Origin of the sequence: Dickeya parazeae Ech586 (assembly GCF_000025065.1) — a bacterium.
GTDB classification, from domain to species: Bacteria; Pseudomonadota; Gammaproteobacteria; order Enterobacterales; family Enterobacteriaceae; genus Dickeya; species Dickeya zeae.
Genome location: NC_013592.1, coordinates 3,600,813 through 3,622,327, shown reverse-complemented (window position 1 = coordinate 3,622,327; position 21,515 = coordinate 3,600,813). Strand labels below are relative to the sequence as shown.

General features: G+C 50.5%; 21 protein-coding genes, 4 tRNA genes and 1 other annotated feature. Of the genes, 19 read left to right on the top strand and 6 right to left on the bottom strand.

Annotated features, from left to right (window positions below; translation table 11 throughout):
* Window positions 1–316 precede the first annotated feature (316 nt).
* The 9 genes from csrA (at window position 317) to luxS (ending at window position 4,762) form a co-directional block, all read left to right on the top strand.
* Window positions 317–502 carry a carbon storage regulator CsrA gene (gene csrA, locus DD586_RS15810; RefSeq protein ID WP_005972168.1) on the top strand — a complete coding sequence of 62 codons (186 nt, stop codon included), beginning with the start codon at window positions 317–319 and terminating at the stop codon, window positions 500–502.
* 310 nt (window positions 503–812) lie between these two features.
* Window positions 813–905, top strand: a tRNA-Ser gene (locus tag DD586_RS15805).
* A 7-nt stretch (window positions 906–912) separates the two neighbouring features.
* Window positions 913–989: transfer RNA gene (locus DD586_RS15800), tRNA-Arg, on the top strand.
* A 73-nt stretch (window positions 990–1,062) separates the two neighbouring features.
* Window positions 1,063–1,139 (top strand) — tRNA-Arg (locus DD586_RS15795).
* Between the two features lie 58 nt (window positions 1,140–1,197).
* Window positions 1,198–1,274, top strand: a tRNA-Arg gene (locus DD586_RS15790).
* A gap of 183 nt (window positions 1,275–1,457) precedes the next feature.
* Entirely contained in the window at window positions 1,458–2,024 is a 567-nt protein-coding gene (yqaB, locus tag DD586_RS15785) for a fructose-1-phosphate/6-phosphogluconate phosphatase (protein WP_041164563.1), read from the top strand.
* The gene (locus DD586_RS15780; RefSeq protein ID WP_012885822.1) at window positions 2,021–2,449 is read left to right on the top strand and encodes a YqaA family protein; all 429 of its coding nucleotides are present in this window, start codon (window positions 2,021–2,023) and stop codon (window positions 2,447–2,449) included. The genes yqaB and DD586_RS15780 overlap by 4 nt, the downstream gene beginning before the upstream one ends.
* A gap of 80 nt (window positions 2,450–2,529) precedes the next feature.
* Entirely contained in the window at window positions 2,530–4,080 is a 1,551-nt protein-coding gene (gshA, locus tag DD586_RS15775; RefSeq protein ID WP_012885821.1) for a glutamate--cysteine ligase, read from the top strand.
* A gap of 166 nt (window positions 4,081–4,246) precedes the next feature.
* Window positions 4,247–4,762, top strand: a complete 516-nt coding sequence (gene luxS, locus DD586_RS15770) for an S-ribosylhomocysteine lyase (protein ID WP_012885820.1) — start codon at window positions 4,247–4,249, stop codon at window positions 4,760–4,762.
* Between the two features lie 105 nt (window positions 4,763–4,867).
* On the opposite strand, the gene DD586_RS15765 is transcribed toward luxS, so the two are convergent.
* On the bottom strand, window positions 4,868–5,662 hold the full coding sequence (locus DD586_RS15765; protein WP_012885819.1) for a cytochrome C assembly family protein: 795 nt from the start codon (window positions 5,660–5,662) through the stop codon (window positions 4,868–4,870).
* 172 nt (window positions 5,663–5,834) lie between these two features.
* Here DD586_RS15765 and ffh point away from each other — a divergent pair, with 172 nt between their 5' ends.
* The 5 genes from ffh to rplS all read left to right on the top strand — a co-directional run bounded on the left by ffh (window position 5,835) and on the right by rplS (window position 9,376).
* On the top strand, window positions 5,835–7,196 hold the full coding sequence (gene ffh / locus DD586_RS15760; RefSeq protein WP_012885818.1) for a signal recognition particle protein: 1,362 nt from the start codon (window positions 5,835–5,837) through the stop codon (window positions 7,194–7,196).
* A gap of 158 nt (window positions 7,197–7,354) precedes the next feature.
* Entirely contained in the window at window positions 7,355–7,603 is a 249-nt protein-coding gene (rpsP, locus tag DD586_RS15755; RefSeq protein ID WP_012885817.1) for a 30S ribosomal protein S16, read from the top strand.
* A gap of 18 nt (window positions 7,604–7,621) precedes the next feature.
* Window positions 7,622–8,170: a ribosome maturation factor RimM gene (rimM, locus tag DD586_RS15750; RefSeq protein ID WP_012885816.1), complete on the top strand. Its 549-nt coding sequence runs from the start codon at window positions 7,622–7,624 to the stop codon at window positions 8,168–8,170.
* A gap of 38 nt (window positions 8,171–8,208) precedes the next feature.
* Window positions 8,209–8,958 (top strand): tRNA (guanosine(37)-N1)-methyltransferase TrmD, encoded by a 750-nt coding sequence (gene trmD, locus DD586_RS15745; RefSeq protein WP_012885815.1) that lies wholly within the window; start codon window positions 8,209–8,211, stop codon window positions 8,956–8,958.
* Between the two features lie 70 nt (window positions 8,959–9,028).
* The gene (gene rplS / locus DD586_RS15740) at window positions 9,029–9,376 is read left to right on the top strand and encodes a 50S ribosomal protein L19 (protein WP_012768745.1); all 348 of its coding nucleotides are present in this window, start codon (window positions 9,029–9,031) and stop codon (window positions 9,374–9,376) included.
* Between the two features lie 76 nt (window positions 9,377–9,452).
* Here rplS and DD586_RS15735 read toward each other — a convergent pair whose 3' ends face one another.
* Both DD586_RS15735 and DD586_RS15730 read right to left on the bottom strand, forming a co-directional pair.
* A complete protein-coding gene (locus tag DD586_RS15735) occupies window positions 9,453–10,403 on the bottom strand; it encodes an SAM-dependent methyltransferase (protein ID WP_012885814.1) in 951 nt (316 codons plus the stop codon).
* Between the two features lie 309 nt (window positions 10,404–10,712).
* Complete coding sequence (locus DD586_RS15730) at window positions 10,713–11,078, bottom strand: DUF2799 domain-containing protein (protein WP_012885813.1); 366 nt, start codon at window positions 11,076–11,078, stop codon at window positions 10,713–10,715.
* Between the two features lie 627 nt (window positions 11,079–11,705).
* On the opposite strand from DD586_RS15730, the gene DD586_RS15725 reads away from it, so the two are divergent.
* Both DD586_RS15725 and tyrA read left to right on the top strand, forming a co-directional pair.
* Complete coding sequence (locus DD586_RS15725) at window positions 11,706–12,770, top strand: 3-deoxy-7-phosphoheptulonate synthase (RefSeq protein ID WP_012885812.1); 1,065 nt, start codon at window positions 11,706–11,708, stop codon at window positions 12,768–12,770.
* Window positions 12,771–12,783: 13 nt separating this feature from the next.
* Window positions 12,784–13,905, top strand: a complete 1,122-nt coding sequence (tyrA, locus tag DD586_RS15720; protein ID WP_012885811.1) for a bifunctional chorismate mutase/prephenate dehydrogenase — start codon at window positions 12,784–12,786, stop codon at window positions 13,903–13,905.
* Window positions 13,906–13,994: 89 nt separating this feature from the next.
* Here the strand turns inward: tyrA and pheA are convergent, their stop codons facing one another.
* The 3 genes from pheA to bamD all read right to left on the bottom strand — a co-directional run bounded on the left by pheA (window position 13,995) and on the right by bamD (window position 16,867).
* Complete coding sequence (pheA, locus tag DD586_RS15715; protein ID WP_012885810.1) at window positions 13,995–15,152, bottom strand: bifunctional chorismate mutase/prephenate dehydratase; 1,158 nt, start codon at window positions 15,150–15,152, stop codon at window positions 13,995–13,997.
* A gap of 22 nt (window positions 15,153–15,174) precedes the next feature.
* Window positions 15,175–15,301 (bottom strand) — a sequence feature (Phe leader region).
* Between the two features lie 211 nt (window positions 15,302–15,512).
* A complete protein-coding gene (gene raiA / locus DD586_RS15710) occupies window positions 15,513–15,848 on the bottom strand; it encodes a ribosome-associated translation inhibitor RaiA (protein ID WP_012885808.1) in 336 nt (111 codons plus the stop codon).
* A 287-nt stretch (window positions 15,849–16,135) separates the two neighbouring features.
* Window positions 16,136–16,867: an outer membrane protein assembly factor BamD gene (gene bamD, locus DD586_RS15705; RefSeq protein ID WP_012885807.1), complete on the bottom strand. Its 732-nt coding sequence runs from the start codon at window positions 16,865–16,867 to the stop codon at window positions 16,136–16,138.
* A 133-nt stretch (window positions 16,868–17,000) separates the two neighbouring features.
* Between bamD and rluD the strand changes: the two genes are divergently transcribed.
* The 3 genes from rluD (at window position 17,001) to clpB (ending at window position 21,431) form a co-directional block, all read left to right on the top strand.
* Entirely contained in the window at window positions 17,001–17,978 is a 978-nt protein-coding gene (gene rluD, locus DD586_RS15700; RefSeq protein ID WP_012885806.1) for a 23S rRNA pseudouridine(1911/1915/1917) synthase RluD, read from the top strand.
* Between the two features lie 19 nt (window positions 17,979–17,997).
* Complete coding sequence (gene yfiH / locus DD586_RS15695) at window positions 17,998–18,723, top strand: purine nucleoside phosphorylase YfiH (RefSeq protein ID WP_041165071.1); 726 nt, start codon at window positions 17,998–18,000, stop codon at window positions 18,721–18,723.
* A gap of 134 nt (window positions 18,724–18,857) precedes the next feature.
* On the top strand, window positions 18,858–21,431 hold the full coding sequence (gene clpB, locus DD586_RS15690; protein ID WP_012885804.1) for an ATP-dependent chaperone ClpB: 2,574 nt from the start codon (window positions 18,858–18,860) through the stop codon (window positions 21,429–21,431).
* Window positions 21,432–21,515: the final 84 nt, after the last annotated feature.

Here is a 21,515-nt window from a genome sequence, read left to right as displayed (position 1 = left end):
AATACGTGTTATCCCGGCAAAAACGCCATGACTTTGAGTGGTTTTGGCGTTTTTGGCTTGCGGTAAGGATGGCCGTAAACAAGACTGATAAACAGGTCGTCTGTGGGGGTCCAGAGACGGCCTGTGAGGCCAGTTTTGGTTGTGATAACAAAAAGCGCAAGCTGTCTTATATCGACTAAACTGAACACTAGTAACAAACAATGAGTGCGATGATGAGACATTTTCGTCATCCAGGTTTACGTCTTCCCCAACCATGATGGATAATGACGGGAGAACGGAGAGACCTGACTCTTTATAATCTTTCAAGGAGCAAAGAATGCTTATTTTAACTCGTCGAGTTGGCGAAACCCTCATGATCGGCGATGAGGTTACGGTTACCGTACTAGGAGTAAAGGGCAATCAGGTTCGTATCGGTGTTAATGCGCCGAAAGAAGTGTCTGTACACCGTGAAGAGATCTACCAGCGTATTCAGGCAGAGAAATCTCAGCCTACCTCCTACTGATTGAATAGCGTCTCGTGTTGACGAGGCGCTGTTGTTGTTCGAATGTTTTTCGTTCTGCTCCCTGTGTTTCCTTATTTCCGTCAATAAATGGCTATTCGGTATTTGCTTTTCTGAATCGGAATAACTGGTTGTTTTATTGGCGATAAAGCATGCTTTTTGTTGTTAATCTGTTCTTGTTGGGTGCGAAGTGTTCAAACGGAACTGATATCGGAAAAATTGTTTGACTTATAAGACCGGGAAAGTAATATGTGCGCCACGCAGACAGGTGAGCGCTGAATGAAAACGAAATTCAGCGGTTATGTGTCGGTACGGTGAGGTGGCCGAGAGGCTGAAGGCGCTCCCCTGCTAAGGGAGTATGCGGTCAAAAGCTGCATCGAGGGTTCGAATCCCTCCCTCACCGCCATTAAATTGCATCCGTAGCTCAGCTGGATAGAGTACTCGGCTACGAACCGAGCGGTCGGAGGTTCGAATCCTCCCGGATGCACCATTTAATGGATGCGTTATGACAACAGCGTTGTCAGCAATACAATTTAAGAGAAGTTTTCAGTAAGTCTTGAAATGCATCCGTAGCTCAGCTGGATAGAGTACTCGGCTACGAACCGAGCGGTCGGAGGTTCGAATCCTCCCGGATGCACCATTCTCCTGATGCTGTTTCCTCTTGTTGTAAAATGTAGAATCTGATTAGTTTCCGAAATGCATCCGTAGCTCAGCTGGATAGAGTACTCGGCTACGAACCGAGCGGTCGGAGGTTCGAATCCTCCCGGATGCACCATCTCTTGATTTACCTTCTTTCTTCTCCCTGACGTTGCTTCTTTTATATCGCGTATCAAACGCATGTGGCTTTATGCCCTTGGCCATAGCCATTTCACTGTTTTTAATGGGGTTATTGAGTAAGCGACAATATTTTTACTTTGCGTTAAAGTAGTTCTCTCTTTTCGATAGGTACGGAATCATGATGTACGATCGCTATCAGGGCCTCATATTCGACATGGATGGCACCATCCTTGATACAGAGTCCACCCATAGCCGCGCATGGCAACAGGTGTTGGCGAAGTATGGTATGAGCTATGACGACGATGCGATGACGGCACTGAATGGGGCACCGACCTGGCGTATTGCTGAGGTTATTCTCCATCATCATCAATCAGACCTTGATCCGCATGTCCTGGCAGCGGAAAAGGCATCTCTGACTGAAACCATACTGATGGATACCGTGCAACCGTTACCACTTATTGAGGTTGTCAAGGCATATCATGGCCGCCGTCCGATGGCGGTGGGGACCGGCAGTACGCATGGTCTGGCTGAGCGTTTATTACGCCACCTGGGATTGCGTGATTATTTTACTGCGCTGGTAGGGGCCGACGATGTGCAACGACACAAGCCTTTTCCGGATACGTTTTTGCGGTGTGCGGCATTGATTCAGGTTGCTCCTGCGCATTGTGTTGTGTTTGAGGATGCTGATTTTGGCGTACAGGCAGCAATCAGCGCTGGCATGGCGGTCGTTGACGTAAGAACGTTGTGAGTGAGTTCTGTGCAGTCTTTTCCCTGTTCTGGAGTAGCTTTCTGAGTGCAACGCTGTTGCCGGGCAGCTCAGAAGTTGTATTGATCTCACTGTTATCGACCCACAGTGCTAGCCCGTTATGGCTCATTCTGGTTGCTTCTATCGGTAATACGCTCGGTGGTATCACCAATATTATTATCGGGCGTCTGGCTCCTGAGCTTAAACCGCAAAAAGGGCTGGAGACCGCGCGTCGTTGGCTGCAGCGTTATGGTACGGCAGCATTATTATTTAGCTGGGTGCCGATAGTCGGCGATATATTGTGTGTACTGGCAGGCTGGCTGAGGATGCCCTGGGTGGGCTCAGTCATGTGTATTTTTATCGGAAAAACGTTGCGCTACCTGATAATCGCTGGTGTGACGCTGCAATGGACGATGGGAGCCGGGTGAGTTGTAATCATGATTGTTGCCCCCATATACCATCCATTATTCTTATTAACACAACTACATCTTCATAGCGGGAGGTCGATTTGATCCCGGACGTATCAAAAGCGCTGTCCTGGCTGGAAAAACATCCTCAGTCGGTAATAGGGATCCAGCGTGGTATTGAGCGTGAAACATTGCGTGTGATGGCAAATGGGCATCTTGCGACGACAGGGCATCCAGAGAAACTCGGGGCGGCGCTGACTCACCCCTGGATTACGACGGATTTTGCCGAGGCGCTGCTGGAGTTCATAACGCCGGTTGACAAGGATATTGATCACCTTCTGGCCTTTTTGCGTGATATCCATCGGTATGTTGCCCGTCATCTGGGCGATGAGCGTATGTGGCCGTTGAGCATGCCTTGCTTTATTGAGGCAGGGCAGGACATTGAACTGGCACAATACGGGTCATCGAATATTGGTCGCTTCAAAACCCTGTATCGTGAAGGGTTAAAGAATCGCTATGGCGCGTTAATGCAGACCATTTCCGGTGTGCACTATAACTTTTCGCTGCCATTAGCATTCTGGCAGGCCCGTGAAGGGATTACCGATGTCGACAGCGGTAAGGAAGCGATTTCTGCCGGGTATTTCCAACTGATCCGTAATTACTACCGTTTTGGTTGGGTCATTCCCTATCTGTTTGGGGCCTCTCCGGCTATTTGTTCCTCTTTCCTGCAAGGGAAAGAAACCCATCTGCCGTTTGAGCGTTCAAAAGGCATGCTCTATCTGCCTTATGCGACATCATTGCGATTGAGCGACCTGGGGTATACCAATAAGTCGCAGAGCAATCTCGGTATTACCTTTAATAGTCTCGAAGGCTATGTATCGGCACTGAAAAAAGCTATCCGAACGCCTTCGCAAGAGTACGCCAATATTGGTCTTAAGAACGAGGGGCGTTATCTGCAACTGAATACCAACGTATTGCAGATTGAAAATGAATTGTACGCCCCGATTCGTCCCAAGCGTGTCACCCGTCCGGGAGAGTCACCTTCCGACGCGTTGCTGCGTGGCGGTATTGAGTATATTGAAGTGCGTTCGTTGGACATCAACCCGTTCTCGGCGACAGGTGTCAGCGAAGAGCAGGTTCGGTTCCTTGATCTGTTCCTGATCTGGTGCGCGCTGGCGGATGCGCCGGAAATGAGCGAGGCTGAATTGCTCTGTACACGCAAAAACTGGAATCAGGTTATCCTGGAAGGGCGTAAGCCGGGCCAAACAATCGGGATGGGATGTGACACGGCCCGTCAACCTATCGCTGAGGTTGGGCGTGCGTTGTTTGCTGATTTACGTCGTGTGGCGGAACTGTTGGATCAAGGTCAGTCTAAGCCGTACTATCGACAGGTCTGCGACCAACTGGTGGAAGGATTCGATGATCCCGATAAGACCTTCTCCGCGCGGATATTGGCGATGATGCTGGAGCAAGGGAGCGGTGGTGTGGGCCTTCAACTGTCCGCTCAATACCGTGAGCAATTATTGCAAGAGCCGCTGGAAATTTTGTCTGAAACCCAGTTTGCCTCAGAGTGTGAGCGCTCATGGCAGCATCAGCGTCAACTGGAGTCGGAAGATACGCTAAGCTTTGACGCTTATCTGGCCGGTCAGTAAGGTCTGGAAAAGAAAACGCCACCCGATTGTCATCGGGTGGCCAAAGAAACATCTCTGATAATAGGGATGATGATAATAAATGCGCGTCTTTCATATACTATGACTGGTATCGGTAAGAAAAGTTTCCTGGAAACGAGAAATAAATTTTTCATGAGGAGGTGGCAACATGCCATTACTGGATAGTTTTACTGTCGATCATACTCGTATGGCTGCACCTGCCGTTCGGGTAGCTAAAACCATGACAACCCCTCATGGTGATACGATTACCGTGTTTGATTTACGTTTCTGTCGCCCGAACCATGAGATCATGCCGGAGCGCGGTATCCATACTCTGGAGCACCTGTTCGCTGGATTTATGCGTGATCATCTGAACGGTGATGGTGTGGAAATTATCGATATCTCTCCAATGGGATGTCGCACCGGTTTCTACATGAGCCTGATTGGTACGCCGCAAGAGCAGCGTGTGGCTGATGCCTGGAAAGCGGCGATGGCGGATGTGCTCAAGGTTACAGATCAACGTAAGATCCCTGAGTTGAACGAATATCAATGCGGTACCTATGAGATGCATTCTCTGACCGAGGCACAGGATATTGCGCGTCATATTTTGGATCAGGGGGTTATCGTCAATAAGAACGACGATCTGGCGCTGCCGAAAGACAAGCTGGCCGAGTTGCATATCTGATCTATGTGAATCCTTCGCGTTGTAAACTCGTGTTGTAAAAAAAGAGAGCATTGCTCTCTTTTTTTATGCCTCATTACGCCCACCGTTTTCGGTAGGTCACAAGCGTCAGTGCGCCAGAAAGTTCTGGATGACCCGGCTGCCAAAGTAGGAAAGCGTCAGGAGTAATGCGCCAATAAGATTGAACCACACAACCCGGCGTCCGCGCCAACCTTCGTGGTAGTGACCCCAAAGCAGCAGAATATAGACAAACCATGCCAGCAAGGAGAACAGCGCCTTATGCAGGTTCTCTTTATTGCTGAGCAGATCATTCATGTAGATAAGCCCGGTACACAACGTGAGCGTCAGCAGAATGACACCGATCTGGGTAATGTGGAACATTTTTCGTTCGATACCCAGCAACGGTGGCATATCAGCGGTAAACCCCAGCCTCTTGGTTTTCAGCATATAGTCCAGCAGTGCCAGTTGTAATGCATACAACGCGGCAATCATCAGCGTGGCATACGCAAACAGCGCCAGACCGATATGTACCATCAGGCCTGGTTGTGCTTCGAGATGGGTAATAAATTCACCGGGCATGAAACTGGCAAAGGCCAGATTGATGAAGGCAAAGGTGTAGACGATGGGTAACAAAAACCAGCCACGATTACGTGACGCTACGATAGTCATCACGGTGCAGATAATCAGGCTTATTAGTGAGCCCATATTGAGCAGGCTCAGGTTTTGCCCAACCTGTACGTTGAAAATACGCTGATACAAGGCCACTGCATGGCAGATCAGGGCGATCGTGGCGGAGACGACGGCCAGACGGCGGTAGGCTCCGTTTTTCCGCACCAGACTCGGAATAATCAATCCCAGACTGAGGAAATAGGTCGCTAAAGCTACAATGGCGAAGACAGACATAGCAATGGGTTATTCGCTATCAACTAAGTAAAATGAAAGGTCAGTATAGCCGTAGTCGACACCGCCACCAACCAGTTATCCGTGCCGTTGCACGCAGATTGGTCTGGCTTTCGTGTTATACTTACCGCCATTCGCGTCGCGGTAGCGGCCAGTTTCACATTGAGCATGAGATATGTTTGAAAATTTAACCGATCGACTATCGCGCACTCTGCGCAATATCAGCGGCCGTGGGCGGCTGACGGAAGACAATATCAAGGATACGTTGCGTGAAGTCCGTATGGCCTTGCTGGAAGCGGATGTGGCGCTGCCAGTGGTGCGTGATTTCATTAACCGTGTCAAAGAGCAGGCGGTGGGCCATGAGGTCAATAAGAGCCTGACGCCGGGCCAGGAGTTCGTCAAAATTGTGCAAAACGAGCTGGTGGCCGCCATGGGCGAAGTCAACCAGGCGCTCAATTTGGCGGCTCAACCACCGGCTGTCGTGTTAATGGCCGGCCTGCAAGGGGCGGGTAAAACCACCAGCGTCGCTAAACTGGGTAAATTCCTGCGTGAAAAGCAGAAGAAGAAAGTTCTGGTTGTTTCGGCGGACGTGTATCGCCCGGCAGCTATCAAACAGTTGGAAACATTGGCACAGACCGTTGGTGTTGATTTCTTTCCTTCTGATGCGAATGAAAAACCCGTCGATATCGTTAATCGCGCCCTGCAGCATGCCAAACTGAAGTTCTATGATGTACTGCTAGTGGATACCGCCGGTCGTCTGCATGTCGATGACGCGATGATGGACGAAATTAAGCAGGTGCACGCGTCGATCAACCCGGTAGAAACGCTGTTCGTTGTTGACGCGATGACAGGGCAGGATGCAGCGAATACCGCCAAAGCCTTCAATGAAGCGTTGCCGTTGACTGGGGTGATATTGACCAAGATTGATGGTGATGCCCGCGGTGGTGCAGCGCTTTCTATCCGTCATATCACTGGCAAGCCCATCAAGTTCTTAGGTGTGGGCGAGAAGACCGACGCGCTGGAGCCTTTTTACCCCGACCGTATCGCCTCCCGTATTCTGGGGATGGGCGATGTACTCTCGTTAATCGAAGAGTTAGAAAGCAAGGTTGATCGCTCTCAGGCGGAAAAGCTGGCCAAAAAACTGAAAAAAGGTGATGGCTTTGACCTGACCGATTTTCTGGACCAACTCAAGCAGATGCGCAACATGGGCGGCATGGCCAGCATGATGAGCAAGCTGCCGGGCATGGGGCAGATTCCAGATAATGTAAAATCGCAGATGGATGACAAGGTACTGGTGCGGATGGAGGCTATTATCAACTCCATGACGCAACAAGAGCGTGCCAAACCGGAAATCATTAAAGGCTCGCGTAAGCGTCGCATTGCAATGGGATCCGGCATGCAGGTGCAGGACGTTAACCGTCTGCTGAAACAGTTTGACGATATGCAGCGCATGATGAAAAAGATGAAGAATGGCGGTTTGGCCAAGATGATGCGTGGCATGAAAGGTATGATGCCGCCGGGCTTTCCGGGCCGTTGAGTCGGATCGTATGACCCCGACAGATAAAGCCGATGGTGCGAACGCATGGTTTAGATTGCTTTTTGCACCAAAATGAGTAAAATCTTCGGGCTTTTTATATGACACTGGGCCCCGTTCCTCGATGGGGCCCGGCTGTTTTATTAACTAAAGAGGATGTTATGGTAACAATTCGTTTGGCACGTGGCGGCGCTAAAAAACGCCCGTTCTATCAAGTCGTTGTGACCGATAGCCGCAATGCGCGCGACGGTCGTTTCATTGAGCGCGTAGGTTTCTTCAACCCGATCGCTACCGGTAAAGCAGAAGCTCTGCGTCTGGATCTTGACCGTATCGAGCACTGGGTTGGCCAGGGCGCTACCGTTTCTGATCGCGTTTCTGCGCTGATCAAAGACGCGAAAAAAGCAGCATAATCTGTTGCGGTGGTGGTAATGAGCAAGCAACTCAGCCCGAAAGCCCCGGTTAACCCGGTCGTATTGGGAAAATTGGGGTCGACGTACGGCATTAAAGGTTGGCTCAGAGTGTTTTCATCCACCGAAGACACCGAAAGCATTTTTGATTATCAACCTTGGTTCATCCGGAATAAGGGGCTGTGGCAACCGATCGAGATCGAGAGCTGGCGGCACCATAATCAGGACCTGGTCATCAAGATTAAAGATATTGACGATCGGGAGGCAGCGAATTTACTGACCAATTGTGAAATTGTCGTGGATTCGGCTCAATTGCCTGAACTGGATGAGGGGGATTATTACTGGAAGGATCTTATTGGCTGCGACGTTGTCACCGTAGGTGGCTACGAACTGGGAAAAGTCATCGATATGATGGAAACCGGTTCTAATGACGTTTTGGTAGTGAGAGCCAACCTGAAAGATGCTTACGGAGTCAAGGAACGGTTGATTCCGTTTCTGACTGAACAGGTTATCAAGCATGTTGACCTGTCTACGCATCGTATTGAAGTAGACTGGGATCCTGGTTTTTGAACTCTATAGAGTCTGCAGTCAATGAGTGGAACGGTACTATGTGGATTGGGGTGATTAGCCTGTTTCCTGAGATGTTCCGCGCCATTACTGATTATGGAGTTACTGGCCGGGCAGTTAAAAATGGCCTGCTGAGCGTACAGTACTGGAGTCCTCGAGACTTCACTTACGATCGACACCGTACTGTGGACGATCGCCCTTATGGCGGTGGCCCCGGTATGTTGATGATGGTGCAACCTTTGCGGGATGCCATCCATGCAGCGAAAGCAGCGGCAGGCGAAGGGGCTCGGGTGATTTATCTGTCACCGCAGGGTCGCAAACTGGATCAGCAAGGCGTACGTCAACTCGCCGCACACCAGAAGATGATTCTGGTTTGTGGAAGGTACGAGGGCATTGATGAGCGAGTCATTCAAACCGAAATTGACGAAGAATGGTCAATCGGTGACTACGTTCTCAGTGGTGGCGAACTGCCAGCAATGACGCTGATTGATTCGGTCGCCCGGTTTATTCCCGGTGTTCTGGGTCATGAGGCATCGGCACAAGAAGATTCTTTCGCCGATGGATTGCTGGATTGTCCCCATTATACCCGTCCTGAAGTGTTGGAAGGTATGGATGTACCGGCGGTGTTGCTGTCGGGCAATCATGCTGAAATACGCCGCTGGCGTTTGAAGCAGTCGCTGGGCCGAACCTGGCTTAGAAGACCTGAACTTCTGAAAAGCCTAGCTCTGACTGACGAGCAAGCAACGTTGTTGACTGAATTTCAACGGGAATATCAGTCCGAACAACAATGAGTATTAGGGGGGCGTTGCGGCAGTGCCGGGCGAACCCAAATATCAGTTTACCTAGGGTAAGAGACATATTATGAGCAATATTATCAAGCAGCTTGAACAAGAGCAGATGAAGCAAGACGTACCTGCATTCCGTCCGGGTGACACCGTGGAAGTTAAGGTATGGGTCGTTGAAGGTTCTAAAAAACGTCTGCAGGCATTCGAGGGCGTGGTTATCGCAATTCGTAACCGCGGTCTGCATTCTGCATTCACTGTTCGCAAGATTTCCAACGGCGAAGGCGTAGAGCGCGTATTCCAGACGCACTCTCCGGTAGTGGATAGCATTACCGTTAAACGTCGTGGTGCTGTGCGTAAAGCCAAACTGTACTACCTGCGTGAGCGTGCTGGTAAGTCTGCTCGTATCAAAGAGCGTCTTAACTAAGCATCCGCTTTCGCAACATCCGAAAGCGATAAGGGGTGGCATTTGCCACCCCTTTTTCTTTGGTGCTTTCTCTGTGCTATGCCGCGCTTTCCATTTTCCGGGCGATAACGGTAGGGTATATAGACATGCGGTCATCGACAAAGCGTATGTCGTGAAACCCGGCGTTTTCCAACTGGCGTTGTGTCTGACGGTGGGTACGAAATGCCGTCCACTTTGCTTCCAGAATGCGTGAGAACAGCAAATGTTGTAAGGGAAGTAAGCGCTGCTCTTCCTCCGTGACTTTCCAGGGCGATTCCGACGACAACACCGGGGGCGGTGTCAGAAAACTGGTGATCAGTATACCGCCAGGTTTTAGCGCGTGATTGAATGCGCGATAAAGATCGGTGACTCGTTCATCATCCTGCTCATACACGTTGAGTCCGTTGCTGGTGAGAATATCTACCGGCTCAGGGAGTTGTAATGACCAGGCATCACTCTGCAACAATGTAATGTGATTATCACAATGCTGTTGTCTCGCTAGTGAATCCGCTGCTTCCAGCGCCTGATGATCCAAATCTACGCCGATTAACCGTACATTCTGATGGTGAGAATAGTCCAGCAACAGTAAATCACCCATCAGCCCACAAGGGACCGAGGCCAGAACCATTCCATCATGTAGCCGTGACTGCAACTGCTGGCGGAAAATGCTAAACCGTTCACGGGTGGCGAGTACGGCCGGTAACCGTTCATAGATCAATCGTTCCAGATCACTATGAGAAGGGAGCGTTACGCTGCTGGATGAGTAGGTGACCAGATGATGAGTCCAGTAGGCATTCAATCCCCTGTGCGCCAGTAAGAAACAACCCAAATCGAATGTCGATAGCTCTTCGGCGAGCGCGACTTGCTCTTCTACTGTAGCGCCGGGAAGATCCCCTGCCTCTTGTAGCCTGATTTTGACTGAATTAAGCGTCGCGTCGAGATCATCCTTTGTATGTAATTGATGTGACAGCAGTTGCCCTTGACCAGAATATAGCGACGTGTTTTTCATAATCAGATCCTGTTTGCCAGCTTATTGCGTGCATAAATGCGGTGGAGGTTCAGCCAGAGCAATGATGGCAAGACAAGGTAAACGTGTGTTTACTTCCATTTTGTGCGGGTTTTTATTGTGTTTGGTTATTATTTATAAGCGTTATTATAAATATGGTTTGTTTTTGTGGGGAGGCGATTTATCTGAAAGCCTGATGATGTGCTCATCAAACAGGCTGTATATCCAGATCCCCCTCGGCGTAACCCAAGGGGGCTATAATTCCGATGGAATAACTTTTTCTATAACAAGGTGTTATGCGAGGTGCTTGCGTTAGTGTGCAGAGCCGATGGCGAGTGGAAGGCTATCTGCCGCATGCTGCCAGACTTTTTTTAACGTTTCTACGTCATTGGCCCCGTCACAACTGGCAGGAAAGGGCTTGCCCGCTCGCCCCCAGGTTTCAACGTTACTGGTATTGCACCAGGCGTTCTGACCGGCCTGATATCCATCCAGATAAGCATGACGATCAACATCTGGGTTACCAAACCATTCTGACAGTGTTTCGTTATCCTTGACGATCAACCCACTACTTGCGTCGTTATACCCAGCCTCGTACCAGAAGCCATGCCCGTTTTTAGTCGGTGACGTTGATGGAGGGGGCTGACAGCCGGCAAGAAGCAATAACCCTGCTAGTACCATACCGTTTCTCATGATTGAACCCGTACTGTTTGCTGCTGGATAGATGAATACCACTAATATTACGCAATTCCCTGTTTTTCCTTTAATGATTTCAGATAGAGAACGGCTATTCGCAGCCCTTATCGCGGCTTTTTGCTGTCAGATTGAACACCTGAACGTCCCTTTCAGCCATGGTGCTAAAAGCGAGTGGGGGGTGTTGATGGCGTAAATAACCCGGTGTGTATAGAATTATTTACGGTTGTGATTTGTGTGTGCCGACCAGTTTCAACCAATAATCTTCGACAATATGTCCAGTAAACCAAACACGCTCATTCATCGTTGTTAGTGGAAATAGCGTATTTGACCTTTCATGTATTTATATTATTTTGTTTTTTCGGTGTTTTTTTTCATTTTTTGGTAAAAAAGAAATAATCCAGGTATGTTCCTTCATCCTTGGTTGGTTTTAGTGACAACGTATTCTGTTAACCCGCATTACCTGCTTCGTGATGCATGTATGATTTTCCACTAGTAACTTTAACTTTACACTTTTGGCTTGTGGTGTTTACGGCCTGTATGATAAGGTGTGGATCTGTTACTGATAATGACGACCGCTCCCCTCATACCAAAGGAATAAACAGGATCACCATCATGCAAAAAGACACGCTCAATAATATCCATATCAGCGCCGAACAGATTCTTATCACGCCTGACGAGCTGAAAGCCAAATTCCCGCTTAACGAGCCGGAACAACTGGCGATAGCGCAAGCGCGTAAAACCATCGCTGACATTATTCATGGCAATGATAAGCGTCTGCTGGTGGTGTGTGGTCCTTGTTCTATTCATGATACGGATGCCGCACTGGAATATGCCCGTCGTTTGCAATCTTTATCAGCCGAATTGAGCGATCGGCTGTATATCGTGATGCGTGTCTATTTTGAAAAACCTCGTACTACCGTTGGCTGGAAGGGGCTTATCAATGATCCTTACATGGATGGTTCCTTTGATATGGAGGCGGGGTTACATATCGCCCGTGACCTGTTGCTGAAACTGGTCAATATGGGGTTGCCGCTGGCGACCGAAGCATTGGATCCCAATAGCCCGCAATATTTGGGTGATCTATTTAGTTGGTCGGCGATCGGCGCCAGAACCACCGAATCCCAAACGCATCGTGAAATGGCATCCGGTCTGTCTATGCCTGTCGGGTTCAAGAACGGTACAGATGGTAGCCTGGGGACTGCTATCAATGCGATGAAGGCTGCTTCAATGCCACACCGTTTTGTTGGTATCAACCAGAGTGGGCAGGTGTGTCTGTTGCAAACGCAAGGTAACCCGGATGGGCACGTAATCCTGCGCGGCGGTAAAACGCCGAATTACAGTGCAGAAGACGTTGCTGAATGTGAAAAACAGATGCGCGATGCGGGACTGAATCCGGCGCTGATGATAGATTGTAGCCACGGTAACTCTAACAAGGATTACCGTCGGCAGCCGCTGGTGGTGGAATCCGTGATTGAACAGCTCAAGTCAGGCAACCGTTCTATCATCGGGTTGATGTTGGAAAGCCACATCCACGAAGGTAATCAGTCATCTGAGCAACCGCGAGCGAACATGCGCTATGGTGTGTCGGTGACTGATGCCTGCATCAGTTGGGAAAGCACAGAAACATTGTTGCGCTCGGTTCATAAGGAACTGGGTGTGATAAGCGCCAATCAGTAAGGAGAAGAACAAGATGGTCGCTGAACTGACCGCATTGCGTGATCAGATAGATGAGGTAGATAAAGCATTATTGGCGTTGTTGTCGCGCCGGTTGCGCCTGGTGGCGGAAGTCGGCGAGGTGAAAAGTCGTTATGGTTTGCCAATTTATGCACCTGATCGGGAAGCAGCAATGCTGAGTTCACGACGTAAAGAAGCCGAAACGTTAGGTGTTCCTCCTGATTTGATTGAAGATGTTCTACGTCGGGTGATGCGAGAGTCCTATGCCAGTGAGAATGACAAAGGGTTTAAAACACTTTCTCCGTCGCTGCGACCGATTGTGATCGTTGGGGGGCGTGGGCAGATGGGGCGTCTGTTTGACAGAATGTTGACGCTGTCTGGCTATCAGGTTCGTATTCTGGAGCAAGAAGATTGGCCACAGGCACAAGCCCTGCTGGCCGATGCTGGCATGGTTATTGTGAGCGTTCCGATCCATGTGACTGAACAGGTTATTGCTCGTCTTCCCCGACTACCTGATGATTGTATTCTGGTTGATCTGGCTTCGGTTAAAAATGGGCCTCTGCAGGCGATGTTGGCGGCACATCATGGTCCGGTTCTGGGGCTGCACCCCATGTTTGGTCCAGATACAGGTAGCCTGGCTAAACAGGTTGTTGTGTATTGCGATGGGCGTCAACCTGAAGCCTATCAATGGTTGCTGGAGCAAATTCAGGTATGGGGAGCCCGGTTACATCGCACCAGTGCAGTAGAGCATGACCAGAACATGGCGTTCATTCAGGCGTTGCGCCATTTCGCGACCTTTGCCTATGGGCTTCATCTGGCAGAAGAAAATGTGCAACTGGAACAATTGCTGGCACTCTCTTCGCCAATATACCGCCTTGAACTGGCGATGGTGGGGCGCTTGTTTGCACAAGACCCGCAACTCTATGCCGACATCATCATGTCTTCGGGCAATAATCTTGCGTTGATCAAACGCTACTACCAGCGTTTTGGTGAAGCGATTTCGTTGCTGGAGGCGGGGGACAAGGAGGCATTTGTCCGCAGTTTTGAGAAGGTTGAACATTGGTTCGGCGATTATTCCCGGCGATTCATGGCTGAAAGTCGCACACTGTTGCGCCAGGCGAACGATATCCGTCAGTAGTCAGTAATAGGCCTTCATAAAACCCCACCATCCTGAGATGGTGGGGTTTTTGCTGATAAAATCGCAGTGTGTGCTTGGCCTCACGCCGGTTATGACGGCTCTACTGGCACCACATTTTCACTGGGATAGCAGCCCAGAACCTTGAGTGAACGCGTAATCGCCGCCAGTCCCTGTAGTGCCTTACGGGTGGTGTCGTTGCGCAGATTCGCCTGCACATCAATATAAAACATCTCTTCCCACGGGTTGCCATTTATGGGGCGTGACTCGAGTTTTGTCATCACAATACCATGTTCACGTAGCACCAACAGGGCTTCCACCAGTGCACCGGATTGCTGTCCCGTCGCCATGATCAAGGTCGTTTTAGCGGGAACCTGCTCGGTGACCTCAATAGGTTTGCGCGCCAGAACGATGAATCGGGTGATGTTTTGCACCTGATTAGCCAGGTTATGCTCTAACACCTGCAATTGATAAAGCATTCCACCAGCTTCGCTGCCCAGCGCTGCGGCATGTGGGGAATTGAGTTCAGCGACTTTTGCCATGGCAGCCGCCGTACTTTCACAATACTCGATTTTCCAGTGCGGAAACCGGTTGATAAAATTACTGCACTGCTGGAACGGTTGTGGGTGGCTGTAAACGGTCTGGATTTGATCCAACTGTGTATCTACTGCCACCAACACACAATGGTCAATGGGAGTGCTCAGTTCGCCGACGATGGATAGCCCGGTATGTTGCAACAGGTCGTAAACATCGTTGATTGAACCGGAACTGGTGTTCTCTATCGGCAGCACGGCGTAATCTGCCTGCCCGGTTTCCACCAGGCTGACGATGTCCTGAAAACGTTGGCTGCCGCATTCAACGATCTGGTCAAAATGGCGTGCTGCATACTGGCGTGCAGCTAAATGGGAATAGGAACCTTTGGGACCGAGAAAAGCGATGCGGGCAGAGTGAGATTCGCCTGCATTCAGGTGCTGCTGCAGTAGCGCCTGCTGAGTCAGAACGGAGTCTTCGATAATCAGCTGGAACAGACGGGTAATATAATGGCCGTCAAGCTGCCGCTTTTTTCCCTCTTCAACCAACCGGGACAGTAAATCCCGCTCACGTTCTTTGTCGCGAATGGGGCGATGGGAATGCTGTTTGGCTCTCGCCACATCGAGCGCGAGTTCTCGCCGTTGCGCTAACAGGTCGAGTAGTTGTGTATCCAGCGCGGTAATACGCGCGCGCAGCGCCAGTAATGGATTATCGGTCATGGTGTGTACCTGTTTGCTGTCCAATAAAAAAGCCTCCTGGGTGAGGAGGCTTTTTTTGTTCGTCTTCGTATTTTTACTCACACGACAAATCGGCCCCCGCGCTGGGGAGAGTAAAGAAGAATACGAAGAAAAACAGTTTTGGCGTCATGTGACTATATCCTTATAGGGAATGCCGTTTAAGGTAACTGTTGCCTTTTCATCCTGTCAACACAAAATCACAAGGAGCGATGAACAATGCCGCGTGCCGTTCAGCAGTATCGACGCTGCCTGCATAAAAAACGCGCCTTACGGCGCGTTTCAGACAACGGAGAGAATCTGTCACTCAACATAAGGATACGGTAGTTTCTCCACCCGTTCCTGTTATTCCGCCGAAGCCTGTAAGTTTACATCTTTGATGCCAGCGTCTGCCCGGCGAGCTTCGCCTTTATGCTGGACTTTGTTTAGCTGCCGCTCCAGTTTGGCGATCAGTTCATTGATAGCAGCATACATATCTTCATGTTTGGCGCTGGCCACCAGTGGGCCATTTGGCGTACTAATGGTCGCATCAGCCACAAAACCCTGAGGCTCTTTGGACAGGATAATGTGCGGATTGATCAACTGGGCCTGCCATTTATCCAGTTTGGTGAGACGGTCTTCGACATGCTGACGTATTGCGGGGGTAATATCCATCTGTTTGCTGGTAATGTTGATAGTCATAAAAACTTACCTCTCTGCCTTTTCCGTCTTGGTGATTTCAGCATACCCCTAGACGATACAAAGTGGGTGATTTTGATCACTTTTTTTGGTCGCTTTTCCGTCATATGAATTGATTTGTGAGCGGCTTTGGGGAATCGGTGCGACGGGCTTGTCGCCTCATCAGGCGTGTGCCATTATTTATTGGATGTATTGACTGATTTTTGCAGGTAAATTGACGAGATTCGTCGATACGGTGGTAAAAAAACGGCAACCTAAGTTGCCGTGATAATGCGGATTCAGGTGTTCCTTCAGGCAGGATTGGCGGCAATAATCCTGGCCACCTTGTCTGCTTCTGCAGTCAGTCGCAATTCCCGATAGGCATTTTCCATCAGCGGTAGCGCAGTGCGTGTCGCCTGCGTGTCCGGATAGTCCTTCAGCATTTGCTCTACACGGTTAACCACCGCAACATAAGCGCCGCGTTTCGTGTAATACTGTGCGACAGAGAGTTCATACTTGGCCAAACGTTCTTTCAGGAATGCCAGACGTTTACTGGTGTCTGTTGCATACTGGCTGTTCGGATAGCCCTGGAGTAACTGGTTAAACGCCTTAAATGCCGCACGGGCATATTGAGGATCACGGTCTGAACGATCGACGCCGAAGAAACCTTGCAGCGCGCTGTCATCCTGCGCCATGTTGGTCAGCCCACGCATATAGAGGACGTAGTCCACGTTTGGATGTGTTGGGTTAAGGCGAATGAAACGATCAATCGACGCCTGAGCCAACGGCAACTCGGCGGATTTGTAATAGGCGTAAATCAGGTCTAGCTGGACCTGCTGGGAGTAAGGGCCGAATGGATAACGGTTATCCAACGCTTCCAACTGTGTGATGGCTGCTTTAAAGTTGCCGTCCTGCAGTTTTTCCTGGGCGGTGGCATACAGTTCTGAAGGTGGACGGTCGGGAACCGCATCTTTGGAATTGGAGCAACCAGCCAGCGTCAGGCTCAACGTGGCAGCGGCCACCAGGTATTTCATACGCGTCATGACGATTTGATTATCCTCAGAGTGTTTTTCCGGGAAACTGTCCGTTAAGCTCCCGATTAAGACCAGCTACAATGGTACATTATTTTAAACGGCATCGCCGTTAAAACCCAACGTTAATAAGAAGCAGCATACTATGTCCCAACAAGTACAACTCACCGCGACGGTGGCCGAATCTCAACTTGGACAACGTTTAGATCAGGCTTTGGCCGAATTGTTCCCTGATTATTCGCGTTCTCGCATAAAAACATGGATTTTGGAACAGCGGGTACAGATTAACGGCAATATGGTCGACAGACCAAAAGAGAAAGTGCTTGGTGGAGAGTCCGTTGCCATTGATGCCCTTATTGAGGAAGACGCGCGCTGGGAAGCCCAGCCGATTTCGCTGGATATTGTGTACGAAGACGACGATATCCTGGTGATTAATAAACCTCGCGATCTGGTCGTACACCCTGGTGCCGGCAACCCGGATGGTACGGTGCTGAATGCGTTGTTACATCACTATCCAGAGATTGCGGATGTGCCGCGTGCTGGTATTGTCCACCGATTAGACAAAGATACCACCGGACTGATGGTAGTCGCGAAGACGGTACCCGCACAGACCAGATTGGTCGAATCGCTGCAGGCGCGTGAAATCACCCGTGAATACGAAGCAGTAGCCATCGGTACGATGACGGCAGGCGGCACTGTCGATGAGCCAATCGCGCGCCATTCGACCAAGCGCACCCATATGGCGGTGCATCCGATGGGGAAACCAGCTGTCACGCACTACCGTATTATGGAGCATTTCCGCGCGCATACCCGCTTGCGTTTGCGGTTGGAAACGGGAAGAACCCACCAGATTCGTGTTCACATGGCGCACATCAATCACCCCTTGGTGGGAGACCCGTTGTATGGCGGTCGTCCGCGTCTGCCTAAAGGGGCGTCCGATGAGTTTATCGAGACGCTGCGCAATTTTGATCGCCAGGCGCTGCATGCCACTATGTTGCGGCTTTATCATCCTATCAGCGGCATTCAGATGGAGTGGCATGCGCCTTTGCCGCAGGATATGGTAGACCTGATCGCCGCACTGAAAGCGGATACCGAAGCGTTCAAAGATCAACTTGACTGGTGATGGCATGTCGCTTGACAGCATGATGTTAATACCGGACTGGCCTGCTCCGACACGGGTGCGGGCCTGCAGTACTACACGTTTGGGCGGGGTTAGTAGTGCTCCCTATGCTTCACTCAATCTGGGTAATCATGTGGGAGATTCTCCGCTGCACGTTCAGGGCAACCGACAACGTCTGCTCGCCACGGCCGGGTTGCCTGTTATGCCGCATTGGCTGGAGCAGGTGCATGGCACACAAGTGATTAATCTTGATCAGGTATCACCTGATTCACTGACTGGGGATGCAGCCTATACCACCCGTCAGGACCGGGTATGTGCTGTCATGACGGCAGACTGTTTGCCTGTTCTGTTCTGTTCCGCTAGTGGCGACGAGGTTGCGGCGGCACATGCAGGCTGGCGGGGGTTGCAGGCCGGTGTACTCGAAGAGACGCTGCGCCATTTTCGTGCTCGCCCGGCAGATATTCTGGCATGGATGGGGCCAGCTATCGGCCCGCAGCAATTTGAAGTCGGGGGGGAGGTTCGCGAGGCTTTTCTGCAAGTAGACCCCGTTGCCGATTGCGCTTTTGTTCCCCGCAATGGTAAATTCCTTGCCGATATTTATCAGCTGGCCTGTTTGCGTTTACAGGCTGCTGGCGTCACCCAGGTGTTCGGTGGCGAGTACTGTACCGTCAGCGATTCGGGCAGATTTTTCTCCTATCGGCGCGATGGTATGACCGGACGTATGGCAACTTTGATTTGGCTGATATAACCTATTGAATTAAGACGATCCGGAGGATTAACGTTTTTCCTTCTATTATTACTGGCAAAATAATCTTGAATTTTTGAGGAATGACCTCATTTAATCTCCAGTAGCAATTTTGACCAGTATGTATGGGAGGAGTTATGCGTCTGGATCGTCTTACCAACAAATTCCAGCTTGCCCTCGCTGATGCCCAATCTCTCGCCCTCGGACGAGATCATCAATTCATTGAACCGTTGCATTTGATGAGCGCCCTTCTGAATCAGGAAGGGGGGACTGTCGGCCCGTTGCTGACAGCCGCCGGTGCGAACGTCAGTCGCCTTAAAAATGAAATCGAGCAGGCAATCAGCCGTTTACCACAGGTGGAAGGCACCGATGGCGATGTTCAACCGTCCAGCGAGCTGGTACGGACGCTCAATATCTGCGACAAGCTGGCGCAGAAAAAGGGCGACACTTTCATTTCTTCAGAATTATTTGTGCTGGCGGTATTTGAATCACGCGGGACCCTTGGCGATCTGCTAAAGAACGCTGGAGCCACACAACAGAACGTGACTCACGCAATCGAGCAGGTTCGTGGTGGGCAGCAAGTAAACGATCAGAGTGCGGAAGATCAGCGTCAGGCGCTGAAAAAATTCACGATCGACCTTACCGAGCGAGCCGAGCAAGGCAAACTGGATCCGGTGATTGGCCGCGATGAGGAAATTCGCCGTACCATCCAGGTGTTACAACGAAGAACCAAGAACAACCCGGTTTTAATTGGTGAACCAGGCGTCGGTAAAACAGCGATTGTCGAGGGACTGGCACAGCGTATCGTCAATGGTGAAGTCCCCGAAGGTTTGAAGAATAAACGTGTGCTGTCACTTGACATGGGCGCACTGGTTGCCGGGGCCAAATACCGTGGTGAGTTTGAAGAGCGCCTAAAAGGCGTACTGAATGACCTGTCTAAACAGGAAGGTAGCGTCATTCTCTTCATCGACGAGTTGCACACCATGGTGGGTGCTGGCAAGGCTGATGGTGCGATGGATGCCGGTAACATGCTGAAGCCAGCGTTAGCGCGTGGCGAGCTGCACTGTGTAGGGGCCACCACACTGGACGAGTACCGCCAGTTTATTGAAAAAGATGCTGCGCTCGAACGTCGTTTCCAGAAGGTGTTTGTCGCGGAACCGACTGTTGAAGACACTATCGCGATTCTGCGTGGTCTGAAAGAGCGGTATGAGTTGCACCACCACGTGCAAATCACCGACCCTGCGATTGTCGCAGCGGCTATGTTGTCGCATCGGTATATTTCAGACCGAAAATTACCGGATAAGGCTATCGACTTGATTGATGAGGCCGCCTCCAGTATCCGTATGCAGATTGACTCGAAACCAGAACCGTTGGACCGCCTTGATCGCCGGATTATTCAGTTAAAACTGGAACAACAGGCCTTAAAGAAAGAGTCTGATGAGGCCAGCCTGAAACGTTTGGAGATCCTCAATAGTGAACTTGAGCAGAAAGAGCGCGAATACTCGAAACTGGAAGAAGAGTGGAAAGCGGAAAAAGCGTCGTTAACCGGCACGCAAAATATTAAAGCAGCGCTGGAACAGGCCAAAATCTCTTTGGAGCAGGCAAGACGCCAGGGGGATTTAGGGCGAATGTCCGAACTGCAGTATGGCAAAATCCCTGAACTGGAAAAACAGCTGGCGGCAGCCACGCAGGCTGAAGGTAAAACCATGCATCTGCTGCGCAATCGCGTAACCGATGCCGAGATTGCCGAGGTACTGGCCCGCTGGACCGGGATTCCAGTTTCACGGATGCTGGAAAGTGAACGGGAAAAACTGCTGCGTATGGAGCAAGAGCTACATCAGCGGGTCATTGGACAGAATGAAGCGGTGGAGGCCGTCGCTAACTCGATTCGTCGTAGCCGTGCCGGGTTGTCGGATCCCAATCGTCCTATCGGTTCATTTTTATTTCTCGGCCCGACCGGTGTGGGTAAAACCGAGTTATGCAAAACACTGGCGTCATTCTTGTTCGATAGTGATGACGCGATGGTGCGTATTGATATGTCCGAGTTTATGGAAAAGCATTCGGTTTCTCGGTTGGTCGGTGCTCCTCCAGGATATGTTGGCTATGAAGAGGGCGGATATCTGACCGAAGCGGTACGCCGTCGGCCTTATTCGGTTATCTTGCTGGATGAAGTGGAAAAAGCGCATCCTGATGTGTTTAACATTCTGCTTCAGGTGTTGGATGATGGGCGCCTGACCGACGGGCAAGGCCGTACGGTAGATTTCCGCAATACGGTAGTGATCATGACGTCTAACCTTGGGTCAGACCTCATTCAGGAACGATTCGGCGAAATGAATTATGCTCAGATGCGTGACATGGTGTTAGGCGTTGTCAGCCATCATTTCCGCCCTGAGTTCATCAACCGTATTGATGAGGTCGTGGTGTTCCATCCATTGGGACAAGCCCATATTACCTCGATTGCTCAGATCCAATTGCAGCGTCTTTATAAACGTATGGAAGAGCGGGGTTATACCGTGTCTATCTCCGATGCTGCGCTGGAGTTACTTGGTAAGTCAGGGTTTGACCCCGTCTACGGTGCACGTCCGCTGAAGCGAGCTATTCAGCAGATGATTGAGAACCCTCTGGCACAGCAAATATTGTCTGGGGCTTTGGTACCCGGAAAAGCGGTGACGCTGGATGTGGAAAACGACACCATCGTTGCCCGACAATAGTTGATCACGAAACGATAGTTGGTCACGAGTAATCGTTGGTGACGAATAGAAGAGATGTGCCTTTAAAACCCGAATACCAGTTTA